This window comes from Dankookia sp. GCM10030260, assembly GCF_042666655.1.
Lineage (GTDB): Bacteria > Pseudomonadota > Alphaproteobacteria > Acetobacterales > Acetobacteraceae > Paracraurococcus.
On record NZ_JBHTDE010000005.1, the window covers coordinates 263468 to 278875 of the forward strand.

15 protein-coding genes are annotated in these 15408 nt (G+C 74.3%); 8 read left to right on the plus strand and 7 right to left on the minus strand.

Features of this window, described 5'->3' with window-relative positions; all coding sequences use genetic code 11:
- Positions 1-13: 13 nt before the first annotated feature.
- The 5 genes from ACFQS7_RS18720 to ACFQS7_RS18740 all read right to left on the minus strand — a co-directional run bounded on the left by ACFQS7_RS18720 (position 14) and on the right by ACFQS7_RS18740 (position 4725).
- On the minus strand, positions 14-1180 hold the full coding sequence (locus tag ACFQS7_RS18720) for a hypothetical protein (protein ID WP_380068634.1): 1167 nt from the start codon (positions 1178-1180) through the stop codon (positions 14-16).
- A complete protein-coding gene (gene argF / locus ACFQS7_RS18725; RefSeq protein WP_380068635.1) occupies positions 1177-2136 on the minus strand; it encodes an ornithine carbamoyltransferase in 960 nt (319 codons plus the stop codon). Before argF ends, ACFQS7_RS18720 begins: the two co-directional genes overlap by 4 nt.
- A complete protein-coding gene (locus ACFQS7_RS18730; RefSeq protein ID WP_380068636.1) occupies positions 2133-3335 on the minus strand; it encodes an aspartate aminotransferase family protein in 1203 nt (400 codons plus the stop codon). Before ACFQS7_RS18730 ends, argF begins: the two co-directional genes overlap by 4 nt.
- 151 nt (positions 3336-3486) lie before the next feature.
- Positions 3487-4167, minus strand: coding sequence for a PRC-barrel domain-containing protein (locus ACFQS7_RS18735; protein WP_380068637.1), 681 nt, complete (start codon positions 4165-4167; stop codon positions 3487-3489).
- A 102-nt stretch (positions 4168-4269) separates the two neighbouring features.
- Entirely contained in the window at positions 4270-4725 is a 456-nt protein-coding gene (locus ACFQS7_RS18740; RefSeq protein ID WP_380068638.1) for a heme-binding protein, read from the minus strand.
- 105 nt (positions 4726-4830) lie between these two features.
- Between ACFQS7_RS18740 and ACFQS7_RS18745 the strand changes: the two genes are divergently transcribed.
- Complete coding sequence (locus ACFQS7_RS18745; RefSeq protein ID WP_380068639.1) at positions 4831-5475, plus strand: RecX family transcriptional regulator; 645 nt, start codon at positions 4831-4833, stop codon at positions 5473-5475.
- A gap of 221 nt (positions 5476-5696) precedes the next feature.
- Here ACFQS7_RS18745 and ACFQS7_RS18750 read toward each other — a convergent pair whose 3' ends face one another.
- Positions 5697-6026 (minus strand): hypothetical protein, encoded by a 330-nt coding sequence (locus ACFQS7_RS18750; RefSeq protein ID WP_380068640.1) that lies wholly within the window; start codon positions 6024-6026, stop codon positions 5697-5699.
- Positions 6023-6934 carry a 16S rRNA (cytidine(1402)-2'-O)-methyltransferase gene (rsmI, locus tag ACFQS7_RS18755; protein WP_380068641.1) on the minus strand — a complete coding sequence of 304 codons (912 nt, stop codon included), beginning with the start codon at positions 6932-6934 and terminating at the stop codon, positions 6023-6025. Before rsmI ends, ACFQS7_RS18750 begins: the two co-directional genes overlap by 4 nt.
- A gap of 95 nt (positions 6935-7029) precedes the next feature.
- On the opposite strand from rsmI, the gene ACFQS7_RS18760 reads away from it, so the two are divergent.
- The 7 genes from ACFQS7_RS18760 to dnaJ all read left to right on the plus strand — a co-directional run bounded on the left by ACFQS7_RS18760 (position 7030) and on the right by dnaJ (position 15381).
- Entirely contained in the window at positions 7030-8082 is a 1053-nt protein-coding gene (locus ACFQS7_RS18760; RefSeq protein WP_380068642.1) for a penicillin-binding protein activator, read from the plus strand.
- Between the two features lie 4 nt (positions 8083-8086).
- Entirely contained in the window at positions 8087-9490 is a 1404-nt protein-coding gene (locus ACFQS7_RS18765) for an ATP-binding protein (protein WP_380068643.1), read from the plus strand.
- A gap of 205 nt (positions 9491-9695) precedes the next feature.
- On the plus strand, positions 9696-10583 hold the full coding sequence (locus ACFQS7_RS18770) for a S1C family serine protease (protein WP_380068644.1): 888 nt from the start codon (positions 9696-9698) through the stop codon (positions 10581-10583).
- 2 nt (positions 10584-10585) lie between these two features.
- Entirely contained in the window at positions 10586-11176 is a 591-nt protein-coding gene (locus ACFQS7_RS18775) for a LuxR C-terminal-related transcriptional regulator (protein ID WP_380068645.1), read from the plus strand.
- 101 nt (positions 11177-11277) lie between these two features.
- Positions 11278-11847, plus strand: a complete 570-nt coding sequence (locus ACFQS7_RS18780; RefSeq protein ID WP_380068646.1) for a nucleotide exchange factor GrpE — start codon at positions 11278-11280, stop codon at positions 11845-11847.
- Positions 11848-12090: 243 nt separating this feature from the next.
- Positions 12091-14013 (plus strand): molecular chaperone DnaK, encoded by a 1923-nt coding sequence (gene dnaK, locus ACFQS7_RS18785; RefSeq protein WP_380068647.1) that lies wholly within the window; start codon positions 12091-12093, stop codon positions 14011-14013.
- Between the two features lie 225 nt (positions 14014-14238).
- A complete protein-coding gene (gene dnaJ / locus ACFQS7_RS18790; RefSeq protein WP_380068648.1) occupies positions 14239-15381 on the plus strand; it encodes a molecular chaperone DnaJ in 1143 nt (380 codons plus the stop codon).
- Positions 15382-15408: the final 27 nt, after the last annotated feature.

Genomic DNA, 15408 nt, shown 5'->3' on the forward strand with positions numbered 1-15408 from the left:
CGGGCGAATAGGGTCAGTGGCGGACCAGGGACAGCACCACTTCCAGGGTGATCAGCAGCACCACGGTGATCTCCAGCAGCTCGGCCCGGCTGGAATGCGCCTCGTCGTACAGCGCTTGGTAGGTCTCCCGCAGGGTCTGCAGCTTCCGGTCCACCGCGGCGCCGACCACCGGCACCCGGAACAGCGCCATGGCCGCGGCATAGACCCGGGCGAGGTAGACGTCCTCGGTCACCTGCAGGGCATTGTCGGCGTGCTCGGTGAGCTCGGTCACCTCGGCGACCAGGCCGTGCAGCCGGCGGGCCAGCCGGGCATAGCGGCGGGCCGAGAGCAGGAAGGGGGTGCGGCGGGCGGCCTCCACCGTGTCGTAGATGCGCGGCAGCTCGGCATCCAGCAGCTCGTCGTAGAAGCGCATCTCCAGCAGCTGGGCATTGGCCACTTCCAGCACGTCGCGGACATCGGTGTCGCCGCGCGGCTCGTACAGGAAGGCGCGGTCCCAGGTGAGCACCACGAGGTCGTCGGTATAGTAGCTGAAGCGCTGCCGCAGCAGCTCGGCCTGCGCACCGGCCGAGAGCGGCCGGGTCTCCCCGGTCAGCAGCGGGATGAGGTCGACGCGCTCCAGCAGCGCCTCCGCGCCCAGCGGCTCGTCCAGCCGGTTGACCACCGCGAGGAGGTAGTCCTCCTCGATATGCGTCCCGGCGGGGCGCTCGATCGCCTCCCGCAGCGGGCCGCGGACGGCGTCGAGCAGGTCGCGCCACAGCGCGCCGGCGGCGGCCGCGCCGGGGCCGACCGCCTGCTGCAGCTGGTTGGCCCGGGCGGCGAAGCCGGACCAGGGCAGGTCGGCGACCGGCAGGGTGACGGCGAGCGAGACGACGCCGAAATCGTAGATCCGGGCGGTGACCTGCGCCTCCGCGCCGCCGCCTTCGAGCCCCAGCCGGAGCGGCGGCAGCGGCAGGATCAGCGGCGGCTCGCCGAAGGACATGGCCTTGGGCGGCGTGCCGGCCAGGCCGCGGCGCTCCCCGGCGCGGGGGGCGCGGGCGGCCCAGAGGGATTCGGCCCGCTTCAGGTCGATCGCATAGGCGATGTCGAACAGCCGGAGGGCGGTGACCTGGCCGGCGCGGACCAGCAAATCGGCAGGGGGAGCCGCCGCCGGGGCAACAGCCTCGGCGGCGGGCGCGCTCACCCCGCCCCCATGGCCCAGAGCAGCACGCCCTTCTGCGCGTGCAGCCGGTTCTCGGCCTCGTCGAAGACCACGCTCTGCGGCCCGTCGATCACCTCGGCCGCCACTTCCTCGCCGCGATGGGCGGGCAGGCAATGCTGGAAGATGGCGTCGGGCAGCGCCTTGGCCATCAACTCGGCCGTCACCTGGTAGGGCGCCAGCTCGTTGTGCCGGTTGGGCTGGCTGCCGTCCGCATTCTCCTGGTGCATGGAGACCCAGGCATCGGTCACCACGCAGCGGGCGCCCCGCACCGCCTCGGCGGGGTCCTCGGTCAGAAGGATGTCGGCGCCCTCGGCCCGGGCCCAGTCCAGCAGCGGCTGGGGCGGGCGGAGCGACGGCGGGCAGGCCAGGCGCAGCCTGAAGCCCAGCCGCGCCGCGGCCTGGATGAAGCTCTGCGCCACGTTGTTGCCGTCGCCGATCCAGGCCACCGTCTGCCCGGCGATCGGGCCGCGGTGTTCCTCGAAGGTCAGCACGTCGGCCATCAGCTGGCAGGGGTGGCTGATATCGGTCAGGCCGTTGATGACCGGCACCGTCGCATGCGCCGCCATCTCGCGGATGCGGTTGACGTCGCCGGTCCGCATCATGATGCAGTCCACGTAGCGGGACAGCACCTTCGCCATGTCGGACACCTCCTCCCCGCGGGAGGACTGCATGTCGCGGCTGTTGAGATAGACCACCTCGCCGCCGAGCTGGCGGATGCCGACCTCGAACGAGACGCGGGTGCGGGTCGAGGGCTTCTCGAAGATCAGCGCGACATGCTTGCCGGCCAGCGGCTTGCCGGCCAGCCCGCCGCGCTTGGTCTGGGCCGCGAGGTCGAGCATGCGGCGCAGCGTCGCCGGCTCGAAATCCATCAGTTCGAGGAAGTGCCGGGGGGGCTCGCCCCCCCCGGTCCCGGCCTTGAGGGCGACCACGCTGCTCATTTCGCCGCGTCCCGGGCCTGGGACGGGGTGATGCGCAGCATGGCGCGGTCGAGCAGGCGCAGCGCCTCGTCGGCCTCGGCCTCCGAGATGATGAGCGGCGGCGCCAGGCGCAGCACGTTCATCCCGGCGGCGACGGTCAGCAGGCCCTCGGCCACCGCGGCGGCCTGGGCGTCGCCGTTGGCGACCTCGGGGTGCAGGCGGATGCCGAGCAGCAGGCCGGCGCCCTGGATGCCCTCGATCACCGTCGGGTGGCGCCCCGCCAGTTCCAGCAGGCCGCGCCAGAGATGGCGGGCGACCTGGTCCACGTGATCCAGGAAGCCGTCGCCCAGGATGACGTCCAGCACCGCGTTGCCGGCGGCGCAGGCCAGCGGGTTGCCGCCATAGGTGCTGCCATGGGTGCCGGCCTTCAGCACCTTGGCCACCTTCTCCTTGGCCAGGATGGCGCCGAGCGGGAAGCCGCCGCCGATGCCCTTGGCCGAGGACATGACATCGGGCTCGATCCCGGCCCATTGGTGCGCCCAGAGCTTGCCGGACCGCCCCATGCCGGTCTGCACCTCGTCGAGTGCCAGCAGGATGCCGAACTCGTCGCAGGCGGCGCGCAGGTCGCGCAGGTATTGCAGCGAGGCCGGGCGGACGCCGCCCTCGCCCTGGATGGGTTCCACCATGACCGCGGCGGTGGTGCCGTCGATCGCGTCGCGCAGCGCGTTCATGTTGCCGAAGGGGATATGCTTGAAGCCCGGCATCGGCGGGCCGAAGCCGGCCAGGTATTTTTCATTCCCCGTCGCCGCCAGCGTCGCCAGCGTGCGGCCGTGGAAGGCGCCCTCGAAGCAGATCGTCACGTTGCGCTCGGGCTGGCCGTTCTCGGCGTGGTACTTGCGCACCGCCTTGATCATGCCCTCGTTCGCCTCGGCGCCCGAATTGCCGAAGAAGACGCTGTCGGCGAAGCTGGTATCGACCAGCCGCTGCGCCAGCCGTTCGGCCTGCGGGATGCGGTAGAGGTTCGAGGTGTGCATCACCTTGGCGGCCTGCTCGGCGATGGCCTGCACCAGATGCGGGTGGCCGTGGCCGATCGAGGCGGTGGCGATGCCGGAGCCGAAATCGAGGAATCGTCGCCCGTCCGTGGTCCACAGCCAGGCGCCGTCGCCCCGCTCGAAGGCGAGGTCGGCACGGTTGTAGGTCGGCATGAGGGCGGGGATCACCGGATTGGTCTCCAGACTTCCCCTGCGCCGGCGCAGGTTGCGGGCGCTTCCCGGGGAAGCCGGCGATTTGGCCGGAAACGACGCACGGCGTCAAACCGTCCCGGGTGACATTTCGGCGTAGCGGGGGCGCCGGAGCGCCCCCGCGCGCCGCTCAGCCGCGCTTCTCGCCGGAATTCTCGTAGGTGAAGGTCGGCAGGCTGCCGAGGCTGTCCTTGGTGGCGCCGGCCAGGGTCCAGCGGTTGTTGCTGCCGCCGGCGGCCTGCAGGCGCTCGTACGGCACCGCCACCAGCTTGGCGCCGATGCCGAGGAAGCCGCCGACCGAGATCACCGCGATCGGCCCGCCGGTGCCGCCGGCCGGGATCAGGATGTCGTCGACCTCGCCGATGCTCTCGTTGTTCTCGTTGTAGACCGAGGCGCCGATCAGCTTGCTGGCGCGGCGGCCGCTGCGGAGGGCGGCGCTGTCGACCGCCAGGGTGCCGGTGGTGGCGCCGGCTGCCGTGCCGCCCGGGCGCGCCGCGTTGGTCCCGGCCGGGTTGGTCCCGGTGGTGTTGGTGCCGAGGGTGCGGTCCATGGCGCGGCCGGCGGCGGTGCCGGGCGGGTTGCCGGGGGTACCGTCGGCCGGGGTGCGGTTGCCGGTGACGGCATCGGCGCCGCGCTGGGTGGCGGTGCTGGGCGGGTTGCCCGGCGTGCCGTCGCGGGCGGCCGGGGGCGCCGGGGCCTGGGTCGCCGGGGTTTGGGCCGGGCTGCCGGGGGTGCCCTGCGCGACGGCGAGGCAGGGGCCGAGCAGGCCGGCGAGGGCGGTCATGGTGACCAGGCGTTGTCGGGTCGTCATGGGGCGGCTTTGCCTCCTGAGGGAATCGCCGGCCCCGAGGTTGGTCCCGGGGCCGGTACAAGCCGCTGCAACGCCGCGCAACGAGCCCGGTTTTCTCCGCCTTCAGGCCGCGTCGCCGGTATCCGCGACCAGCCCGGCGGCCTGGACGCCGGCCACCGCGCAGACCTCGTCCTGGGCCGAGACGTCGCCGCTGATGCCGACCGCGCCGAGGATCACCCCGTCGGCGCCGCAGACCAGCACGCCGCCCGGTACCGGGACCGCGCGGCCGCCGGCGAGGTCGGACAACGCGTTCATGAAGCCCTGCATGGCGGTGGCGCGGCGCGCCAGCTCCCGCCCGCCGAGGCCCAGCGCCAGCGCGCCATAGGCCTTGCCGAGCGCGATCTCGGGCCGCAGCAGGGAGGAGCCGTCCTCGCGCTGGGAGGCCTTCAGCTGCCCGCCGGCATCGAGCACCACCACGGTCAGCGGCAACAGGGACAATTCGCGGCCCTTGGCGCGGGCGGCGGCGACGATGGTGTTGGCCTGGTCGAGGCTGAGGCCGTTGGTCGGGTAGGTCGCCATGGATCGATCTCCTGCGGGGTTCGGTGCCGGCTTGTGCCCTGCGGCGGGGCGGCCGGCCAGCCCCGGCGGCTGGGTCGGCGGCGCCGGGCATGGCAGGATGGCCGCATGGACGAGGACCCGACCCGCCCCCGCAAGCCGCAGAAGCCCCGCCGCGCCCCACGCCCGGCCGGCCCGGCCCCGACCGAGGCCGCGCTGCGCGAGGCGGCGCTGGCCCACCTGGCCCGCTTCGCCGCGACCGAGGTCGGGCTGCGGCGCGTGCTGCAAAGGAAGGTGGACCGCTGGGCGCGGCGGGCCGAGAGCGAGGGCGCCGCGGCCGAGGCGATCGCCCCGCAGGCCGCCGCCGCCCGGGCCGCGGCGGCGGTGGTGGCCAGGGCGATGGTCACGGCCGGGGCGGTGGACGATGCCGCCTTCGCCGCCTCCCGCGCCCGGCGGCTGACCCGCGGCGGGCGCTCGCGCCGGGCGATCGCGGCGCATCTCGGCGCCAAGGGCGTGGCGCAGGACACCGCGGCGGCGGCCATGCCGGCGGTGGAGACCGAGCTGGACGCGGCCCTGGCGCAATGCCGCCGCCGGCGGATCGGCCCCTTCGCCCGGGACGAGGCGCCCGAGGACCCGCAGGCGGCGCGCGCCCTGCGCATGAAGGCGCTGGCGGCGCTGGCCCGGGCCGGGTTCGGGCGGGAGGTGGCCGAGGCGGCATTGGATATGGACCCGGGCGAGGCGGAGGACCGGCTGATCGCCCTGCGGCAGGGGTAGGCCGGGGGAAGGTATTCCCCCGGGCCCCCCACCCATGTCCGTGGGCCTGGCATTCGCCGCGTGGCCGGGGCCGAGCCCCCGCTCATGCCGACGGACCAGTCCCTGACCGGTCCGGGCGCCCGAATGGGCGCCGCGCCCGGTGGCGCGAAGCCAGGCAAGCCGGAGGTTTGCGCCCGGCGTCCGAAGGGGCCCTGGGCGTGTCAAGCTTCAGGGCGTTGGCATCAGACGAACCTACCCGGGTCGATGATCCATTCCTCCCGCTCCCAGGCCAGCCAGGCGCGCGCCATCCGCGCCGCGCACCACAGCCAGATCAATCCCAGCAGCACCAGCCCGGGCCCGGGCGCGGCGACCGGCGCCAGCATCCCGAGCAGGCCGAACCAGAAGGTCCTGACCGCATAGGCATGGTGGGTGGACCAGGCGGTGCCCCGCGCCGGGCCCCACCAATGCGCCAGCACCCCGGCGGCGAACCAGGGCAGCCCGATGGCAAGGCCGGCGGAGAAGCACAGGTTCATCCACAGCACCCGCCGGCGGGCACGCCTCTCCGGCGTCACGGGCGGCCGAGCTCCAACGCCCTGGCATAGACCTGCTTGCGCGGCAGCCCGGTCGCCTCGGCGACCGCCGCCGCGGCGTCCCGCACGCTCATCCCGGCGGCGAGGGCATCGCGCAGGCGGGTCTCCAGCTCCTCGGCCGAGCTGCGCTCCTCCGGCGCCGGGCCGACGACGATGCAGATCTCGCCGCGCGCCTCGGCCGTCGCGTAGTGGGCGGCCAGCGCGGCCAGGCTGCCGCGGCGGACCTCCTCGAAGCGCTTGGTCAGCTCGCGCGCCACCGCGGCGGGGCGGTCGCCGCCCAGCCCCTCGGCCAGGGCGGCCAGGGTGCCGCCCAGCCGGTGCGGCGCCTCGTAGAAGATCGCCGCGGCCGACAGGCCGGCCCGTTCCAGCGCCCGCAGCCGGGCGATCTCCGCCGCGCGCGGCCCTGCCTTCGGCGGCAGGAAGCCCAGGAACAGGAAGGGATGCGGCGGCAGGCCCGACAGGGTCAGCGCCATCACCGCGGCGTTCGGCCCGGGGACGGCATGCACCGGGAGGCCCTCGGCGATCGCCGCCCGCACCAGCCGGAAGCCGGGGTCGGAGACCAGCGGGGTGCCGGCATCGGAGACCAAGGCCACCTTGGCCCCGCCACGAAGCCGTGCGAGCACCTTCGGGGTCTGGTCATCCTCGTTGTGCTCGTGCAGAGGGACCATGGCCACCGAAACACCGTGCCGCGCCAGCAGGGCGCCCGTTACCCTGGTATCCTCGCAGAGCACGGCATCCGCGCCGCGCAGCGTGGCGAGGGCACGCGGGGAGAGGTCGCCAAGATTGCCGATCGGCGTTGCCACCAGCGTCAGCCCCGGCTCCACCGGGAAGGTGCCGGACGGCGTCGGTTCGCCACCAGGGTCGGGAGGATCGCTTGCCAGTTCCGTCATGCTCCGCGCCGCGGCGCCCCCTTCGGAGGCTGATCGCCGCCGCCCTGCTGCTCTTGCCCGCAGCGGCCTGCGCGCCGCAAGCCCCGCCACGCCCGGTGGTCTTCGCCCCCGCGCCGCAGGCCATGCCCGCCGAGCCGCCGCGCAGCCGGGTCGGGCTGCTGCTGCCGCTGTCCGGCAGCAACCGGGCGCTGGGCGAGGCGATGCTGAACGCCGCGCAGCTCGCGCTGTTCGACCAGGGCGACGTGGGCGTCGAGTTCCTGCCACGCGACACCGGGAGCACCGCCGCCGGGGCGGGGGAGGCAGCGCGGGCGGCGCTGGCCCAGGGCGCCCGCGCCTTCGCCGGGCCGCTCACCCTGGGCGAGACCGGCGCCGCGGCCGCCGTCGCGCGGGCCTCCGGCGCCCCGGTGCTGGCCTTCACCAGCGACGCGGCGCAGGCCGGCAACGGGGTCTGGGTCATGGGGGTGACGCCGGGCGAGCAGGCTGACCGCATGGCCGCCGCCGCCGCCGCCGCCGGGGCCAGCCGGCTCGGCCTGCTGGCCCCGGACGATGCCTATGGCCGGCTGCTCGCCGCCGGCATGCGGTCCCGCGCCACGATCCTGGCCCTGCCGCCGCCGCTGGTGCTGCTGCATCCGCGCATCTCCGACCCCGCCCAGGTGGCGCGCGACCTCGCCGCCCAGGCCGGGCCGGAAGGGCTGGACGCGGTGCTGCTGGCGCAGGGCGGCGACCGCGCCAGGCAGGCCGCGGCGGCGCTGGCCGCGGCGCTGCCGACCCGGCCGCGCTTCCTCGGCACCGGGCTCTGGGCACAGGACGCGACCCTGGGCCAGGAACCGGCCCTGGTCGGCGCCTGGTTCCCCGGGCCGGACCCGCAGGCGCGGGCCAATTTCGACAGCCGCTACCAGGCCGCCTTCGGCGAGAAGCCGCCGCGCCTGGCCGGCATCGCCTACGACGCCGCGGCGCTGGCGGCCCGGGCGGTGCGGGAGCCGGGCGGCAACCCGCCGCTCGGCCAGCCCATGCTGGGCGCCGACGGGCCGATCCGGCTCGACCCCGGCGGGCTGGCGCAGCGTGGCCTGGCGATCTTCGAGGTCGCCCCGGCCGGCGAGGCGCTGGTGGTGGAGCCGGCGCCGGTGCCCGGCGGCCCGGGCACCTGAGCCGATGCGCCGGCTGCCACGCCTGCTCGGCGCCGCGGGGCTGATCGGCGCGGTGCCGGCGGCGGTGCTGCTGGCGCTGCTGCTGCACGGGGCGGTGGAGCCGGCGGCCGGGCTGCTCGGCCTGGGGGCCTGCCTGGCCGGCGCGGTGCTGGTGGCCGCCGTCTGGATCGGCAACCTCGGCCGGCTGGCCGAGGCGCTGCGCCGCGCGGCGGCCGAGGATGGCAGGCTGGAAGCCCCTTCCGGCACCCCGCTGCTGCCGGCGGTGGGCGAGATCGCCGAGGGGGTCGCCCGGCTGGCGCGCACCCTGGCCGAGCGCGGCGCGCTGGTCGGCCAGCTGCGCCGGGCGGACGAGGCGATCGTCGAGAGCCTGCCCGACCCGCTGCTGGTGCTGTCCCCGGCCCGCCTGCCGCTGCGCGCCAATGCCGCGGCCCGCGCCCTGTTCGGCGGCGGCGTCCAGGGGCCCGCCACCGGCGACGTCGCGGCGCTGCTGCGCCACCCGGCCCTGGCCGAGGCGGTGGACCGGGCGCTGGCCGAGCAGCGGCCGCAGACCGCCGACCTGGTGCTGCCGGTGCCGATCGCGCGGGAGATCGCCGCCCAGGTGATCCCGATGGAACCGGCCTTGGCCGATGGCGGGCGGATCGTCATCGTGCTGTCCGACCGGACGCGCGAGCGGGCGCTGGAGCGGATGCGGGCGGATTTCGTCGCCAATGCCAGCCATGAGCTCCGCACCCCGCTGGCCAGCCTGATCGGCTTCATCGAGACGCTGCGCGGCCCGGCCGAGGACGACCGGCCGGCCCGCACCCGCTTCCTCGGGATCATGGCGGAGCAGTCCGAGCGCATGCGCCGGCTGATCGACGACCTGCTGGGCCTGTCGCGGATCGAGCTGACGGAACACCAGCCCCCCATCGGCCAGGTGCGACTGGCGGCGCTGGCCCGGGCCGAGCTGGAGGCGCTCGAACCCTTGCTCCAGGCCCGGCGGATGACGGTGCAGGCGCGGCTGGAGGAGACCGCCCTGGCGGCGCCGGCGGATGCCGAGCAGCTCGGCCAGGTGGTGCGCAACCTGCTGGAGAACGCGGTCCGGCACGGCCGCGAGGGCGGCAGCATCATCCTCTCGGTCGAGGCCGGGGCGGACGGCGGCAAGCGGGCCGGGGTGGTGCTGGCGGTGGCCGACGACGGGCCGGGCATCCCGCGCGAGCACATTCCCCGCCTGACCGAGCGCTTCTACCGGGTGGATGCCGGGCGGTCGCGCAGCGCCGGCGGCACCGGGCTGGGGCTGGCGATCGTCAAGCACATCGTCAACCGGCACCGCGGCCAGCTTTCGATCGAGAGCGAGCCGGGGGAGGGGGCGAGCTTCCGGGTCTGGCTGCCGGGCAGCCTGGCGGCGGCGCGGCCGGCGGCGGCGGAATAGCCCGGCCGCGACGGAACGATTCCGCCGGTTGCGGCCTGCCTGCCGCATCGCCTGGCCGTGCCGCGGCGTTGCGGGGGTCCATGATGGATGCATCGGCATCGGGGGCGCGGGAAGCGCGGCTGAGCCAGCCGTTCGGGCATGGCCATCCGGGCCATGGCGGCCGCGCGCCCGGCGCCCCATCTCCCGCGGGACCGCGGAGCGTGCCATGACCGAAGACTTCCCCGCCGATCCCTTCGCCGCCTTCTCCGACCGGCTCGCCGCCCTGACCGCCGCGGCCGCCGCCCGGGTGGTGTCCGTCCATGGCCGCGACGGCCGCGCCCGCTCCGGCCTGCTCTGGGCCGAGGGGCTGGTGGTCACCGCCGAGGAGGCGCTGGAGCGGGACGACGAGCTGTCGCTGACCCTGCCGGATGGCCGCGTGGTGCCGGCGACGCTGGCCGGGCGCGACCCCGGCACCGACGTGGCGCTGCTGAAGGCCGAGACCGGCGGCTTCGTGCCGCTGGCCGCGGCCCCGCCGGCGGCGCTGGCCACCGGCCATGCGGTGCTGGCGGTCGGCCGCGGCGAATACGGGCCGAGTGCGGCCTTCGGCCTCGCCTCGCTGGTCGGCGGCCCGTGGCGGTCGATGCGCGGCGGCCGGCTGGACCGCCGCATCCAGCTCGGCCTGCGGCTCGACCCCAGTGCCGAGGGCGGCGCGGTGCTGGACCATGCGGGGCGGCTGGTCGGCATGGCGGTGCCCGGGCCGCGCCGCCGGGTGCTGGCGATCCCGGCCGAGACGATCGCCCGGTCGGTCGAGCAATTGCGCACCCGCGGCCGGGTCGCCCGCGGCTATCTTGGGCTGGCGATGCAGCCGGTGCAGGTCGGCGAGGGGCGCGGGCTGATCGTGGTCGGCGTCGATCCGCGCAGCCCGGCGGGGCTGGCCGGGGTGCTGCTGGGCGACGTGCTGGTGGCCTGGGACGGCGCGCCGCTGGGCTCGGTGCGGGATATGCTGGCGCGGCTCGACCCCGACAGCGTAGGGACGACGGTGACTCTTGAGCTTATCCGCGCCGGGCTGCCGCATCGCCTGCGGGTCCGGATCGGCGAACGGGCGGCAGCATGACCATGGTGGCCCTGGCAGACCTACCCCTGAAGCCATCGCGCGCCGGCGCGTTGCCGGAGCGAGTCCCGGTCGCGGTCGCGCTGCGGCCGGACGACCCGGACCGCGCCGCCCGGCTCGCGGCGCTGTTCGGCGTGCGCGTCGTCACCGACCCGGCCATGGCCGATGTCCTGGTGGCGGATGCGCCGCCGACCGGGCGCGACGGCCCGCCCGTGCTGGTGCTGGCCGAAGGCGCCGCGGCGGTGGCCGCGCTGAAGGCAGGCGCCCGGGCGGTGCTGTCGCCCGACGCGCCGGCGGCCCAGCTCGAAGCCACCCTGGCGGCGGTCGCCCGCGGCCTGGCGGTGCTGCCGCCGGCGGCGCTGGCGTCGCTCGCCGGGCGGGACGCCGTGCCGGTCGAGGCCGGGCTGACCCGGCGGGAGCGCGAGGTGCTCGACCTGCTGGCCGCCGGGGCCTCCAACAAGGTGATCGCGCGGCGGCTCAACCTGTCCTTCCACACCGCCAAGGCGCATGTCGCCTCGGTGCTGCAGAAGCTGGGTGCGGGCAGCCGGGCGGATGCGGTGGCGCGCGGGGCGCGGGCGGGGCTGGTCTTGTTGTAGTCCTTCGGGGCCCTCGGCGGTTGCCCTGGCCCCCCGCAGGGACTACCTGACCGGACGATCGGCGCCCCTTCCCGGGGCCCCCCATTATCAGATCGATGGATATGAGCGACCCAGCCGAGATGCCGCCGGTGACCCCTGCGGCGGAAGATGCCGCCGCGGCCCAGGACAATGCCGCTCCCGCTGCCGAACCGACGCCCGAGGAGCGCATCGCCGCGCTCGAGGCCGAGGTGGCGCAGTTCCGCGAGCGCTGGATGCGGTCGGAGGCGGAGATGCAGAACCTCCGCCACCGGACCCAGCGCGAGGTCGCGGATGCGCGGCAGTACGCCATCCAGAAATTCGCCGGCGACGTGGTGGAGGCGGCGCAGAACCTGCGCCGCGGCCTCGACGCCCTGCCGGCGCAGGCGGAAGGCGAGCCGGCGATCGTGACCAAGCTGCGCGAGGGCTTCGAGGGCGTCGAGCGCAGCTTCCTCGGCACGCTGGAACGCAACGGCATCGCCCGCAAGGAGGCGCTCGGCCAGCCCTTCGACCCCGAGCTGCACCAGGCGATGTCGGAGCAGCCAGCGCCCGAGGGCGTCGCCCCGGGCACCGTGCTGCAGGCCTGGACGCCGGCCTGGACGCTGAACGGGCGGCTGCTGAAGCCGGCGATGGTCGTGGTCGCCGCGGCGGGCTGAAGCAGACCGGGCGGCAGCCGGGCGCTTCCGCCTAATTCTTCGGCAATGGGGCGATAGGGCTTGTTCCAGCCCGATCGCGCCAATACATCCCGGGTGTCGGCCGCCATCCGGTGGCCGGGATCCCACATCCGAACCCGCCAGGTTGCTGCCCCCGCAGGGCAGGTCGGGCGGGGGACATGTTCAGGGGACGGACGCGGTGCCTCTCTCGGGGCCGCCTCCGCCCGCCGCAGAGGAGAAGTACGGATGAGCAAGGTTATCGGTATCGACCTCGGCACCACGAATTCCTGCGTCGCCATCATGGAAGGCAAGGAGACGCGGGTCATCGAGAACGCCGAGGGGGCGCGTACCACCCCCTCCATGGTCGCCTTCGCCAAGAACGGCGAACGCCTCGTCGGCCAGAGCGCCAAGCGCCAGGCGGTGACCAACCCGAACAACACGCTGTATGCGGTGAAGCGCCTGATCGGCCGCCGCTTCGACGACCCGGTGGTCAACAAGGACATCGCGCTCGTCCCCTACAAGATCGCGCGCGGCCCGAACGGGGACGCCTGGGTCGAGGTGGACGGCAAGCAGTACCCGCCGCAGCAGATCAGCGCCGACATCCTGACCAAGATGAAGGAGACGGCCGAGGCCTATCTGGGCGAGAAGGTGACCCAGGCGGTCATCACCGTCCCGGCCTACTTCAACGACGCCCAGCGCCAGGCGACCAAGGAAGCCGGCGCCATCGCCGGCCTCGAGGTCCTGCGCATCATCAACGAGCCGACGGCCGCGGCGCTCGCCTATGGCATGGACCAGAAGAAGGGCGGCGTGGTCGCGGTCTACGACCTCGGCGGCGGCACCTTCGACGTCTCGGTGCTGGAGATCGGCGACGGCGTCTTCGAGGTGAAGTCGACCAACGGCGACACCTTCCTCGGCGGCGAGGATTTCGACGCCCGCGTCATCGACTACCTGGCGGAGGAGTTCCGGCGCGAGCAGGGCATCGACCTGCGCGGCGACAAGCTCGCCCTGCAGCGGCTGAAGGAAGCCGCCGAGAAGGCGAAGATCGAGCTGTCGTCCTCCAAGCAGACCGAGATCAACCTGCCCTTCATCACCGCCGATGCCTCCGGGCCGAAGCACCTGGTGATGACGCTGAGCCGGGCGAAGCTGGAAAGCCTGGTCGACGACCTGATCTCCCGCACGCTGGAGCCCTGCAAGCAGGCGCTGAAGGATGCCGGGCTGACGGCGGGCGAGATCGACGAGGTGATCCTGGTCGGCGGCATGACCCGCATGCCCAAGGTCATCGACGCGGTGAAGGCCTTCTTCGGCAAGGAGCCCGCCCGCAACGTCAACCCGGATGAGGTCGTCGCCATCGGCGCCGCAATCCAGGGCGGCGTGCTGAAGGGCGACGTCAAGGACGTGCTGCTGCTCGACGTGACGCCGCTGTCGCTCGGCATCGAGACGCTGGGCGGCGTGTTCACCCGGCTGATCGACCGCAACACCACGATCCCGACCAAGAAGAGCCAGACCTTCTCCACCGCCGACGACAACCAGACCGCGGTCACCATCAAGTGCTACCAGGGTGAGCGCGAGATGGCGGCCGACAACAAGCTGCTGGGCAATTTCGACCTGACCGGCATCCCGGGCGCGCCGCGCGGCGTGCCGCAGATCGAGGTCACCTTCGACATCGACGCCAACGGCATCGTCAGCGTCCAGGCGAAGGACAAGGCGACCGGCAAGGAGCAGCAGATCAAGATCCAGGCGCGCTCCGGCCTGTCGGACGCCGATATCGAGCGGATGGTCAAGGAGGCCGAGGCGAATGCCGAGGCCGACAAGAAGCGCCGCGAGTCGGTCGAGGCCCGCAACCAGCTCGAGGCCATGATCCACAGCACCGACAAGACGCTGAAAGACAGCGGCGACAAGGTCGGCGCGGCGGAGAAGGCCGAGGTCGAGACCGCGCTGGCCGAGGCGCGCACCGCGCTCGAGGGCGGTGAGGCCGAGGCGATGCGCACGGCCGGGGAGAAGCTGTCCCAGGCCGGCATGAAGATGGGCGAGGCGCTCTACAAGGCGCAGCAGGCCTCCGAGCAGGAAGGCCCGGCGGGCCAGCCGGGCGGCACGGGCGGCCCCGCCGGCGACAAGGTGGTCGACGCCGACTTCGAGGAAGTCGACCCCAACAAGAAGAAGCCTGGCTGACGCTATCGGGCCAGGGGTCCGACAGGGGGCGGCGCCCGGTGATCGTCCCCCGGCCCTGACGGGCCGGGGCGGCGGGGCCGGGCGCCGCTCTGTCCGGGGCCTGGCATTCCTGGGCCCGAACGTCTCGGGCAGGTCTTTTGCGTCCCCGCGGGGACTGGACCGTCGGCGCCGCTGCGGGCGATTCCCCGGGCATAGGCTGGCGGGTTCGTGATACAGGGCTCGGTCATGGCGAAGCGGGATTACTACGAGATACTCGGCGTCACGCGCGAGGCGACCGAGGACGATCTCAAGAAGGCCTATCGCAAGCAGGCGATGAAGTACCACCCTGACCGCAACCAGGGTGACAAGGAGGCCGAGGCCAGGTTCAAGGACCTGAACGAGGCCTATGACGTCCTGAAGGACGGCGAGAAGCGTGCCGCCTACGACCGCTTCGGCCATGCCGCCTTCGAGCAGGGCGGCGGCGGCGGGGCCGGCGGCAACCCCTTCGGCGGCGGCTTCGAGGACATCTTCGAGGAGATGTTCGGCCGCTTCGGCGGCGGCCAGCGCGGCGGCGCGCGGCGCCAGGCCAATGGCCGCGGCGCCGACCTGCGCACCATGGTCGAGATCTCGCTCGAGGAAGCCTATGGCGGGGCCAAGAAGACGGTGCGGGTGCCGTCCTCGGTCAGCTGCGAGGCCTGTTCCGGCAGCGGGGCCGAGGCCGGCAGCACCGCGGCGCAGACCTGCCCGACCTGCCAGGGCGCCGGCAAGGTCCGCGCCCAGCAGGGTTTCTTCCTGATCGAGCGGACCTGCCCGACCTGCTCGGGCGCCGGCCGCATCATCAAGAACCCCTGCAAGGTCTGCCAGGGGGCCGGCCGGGTGCAGCGCGACCGCACGCTGAACGTGTCGATCCCGGCGGGGGTGGAGGACGGCACCCGGATCCGCCTCGCGGGCGAGGGCGAGGCCGGGCTGCGCAGCGCGCCGGCGGGCGACCTCTATGTCGACATCTCGGTGCAGGCGCACCCGATCTTCCAGCGCGACGGGGCGAACATCTTCGTCCGCGTGCCGCTGCGGATGACCCAGGCGGCGCTCGGCGGGGCGGTCGAGGTGCCCAGCATCGACGGCGGCAGGTCGCGGGTGACCATCCCGGCCGGCACCCAGGCCGGCGACCAGTTCCGGCTGCGCGGCAAGGGCTTTTCCGTCCTGCGCAGCGCGGTGCGGGGCGACATGTTCGTCCAGGTCTCGGTCGAGACGCCGCAGAACCTGTCGCCGAAGCAGCGCGAGCTGCTGGAGCAGTTCGAAGCCGAGGCGGTCCAGGGCGGCCGCAGCAGCCCCGAAAGCGAGGGCTTCTTCGCCAAGGTGGCGGCCTTCTGGGACGGGCTGGGACGGTAGGGCGCCCGCGGCCCGGCCGCGCGGCAC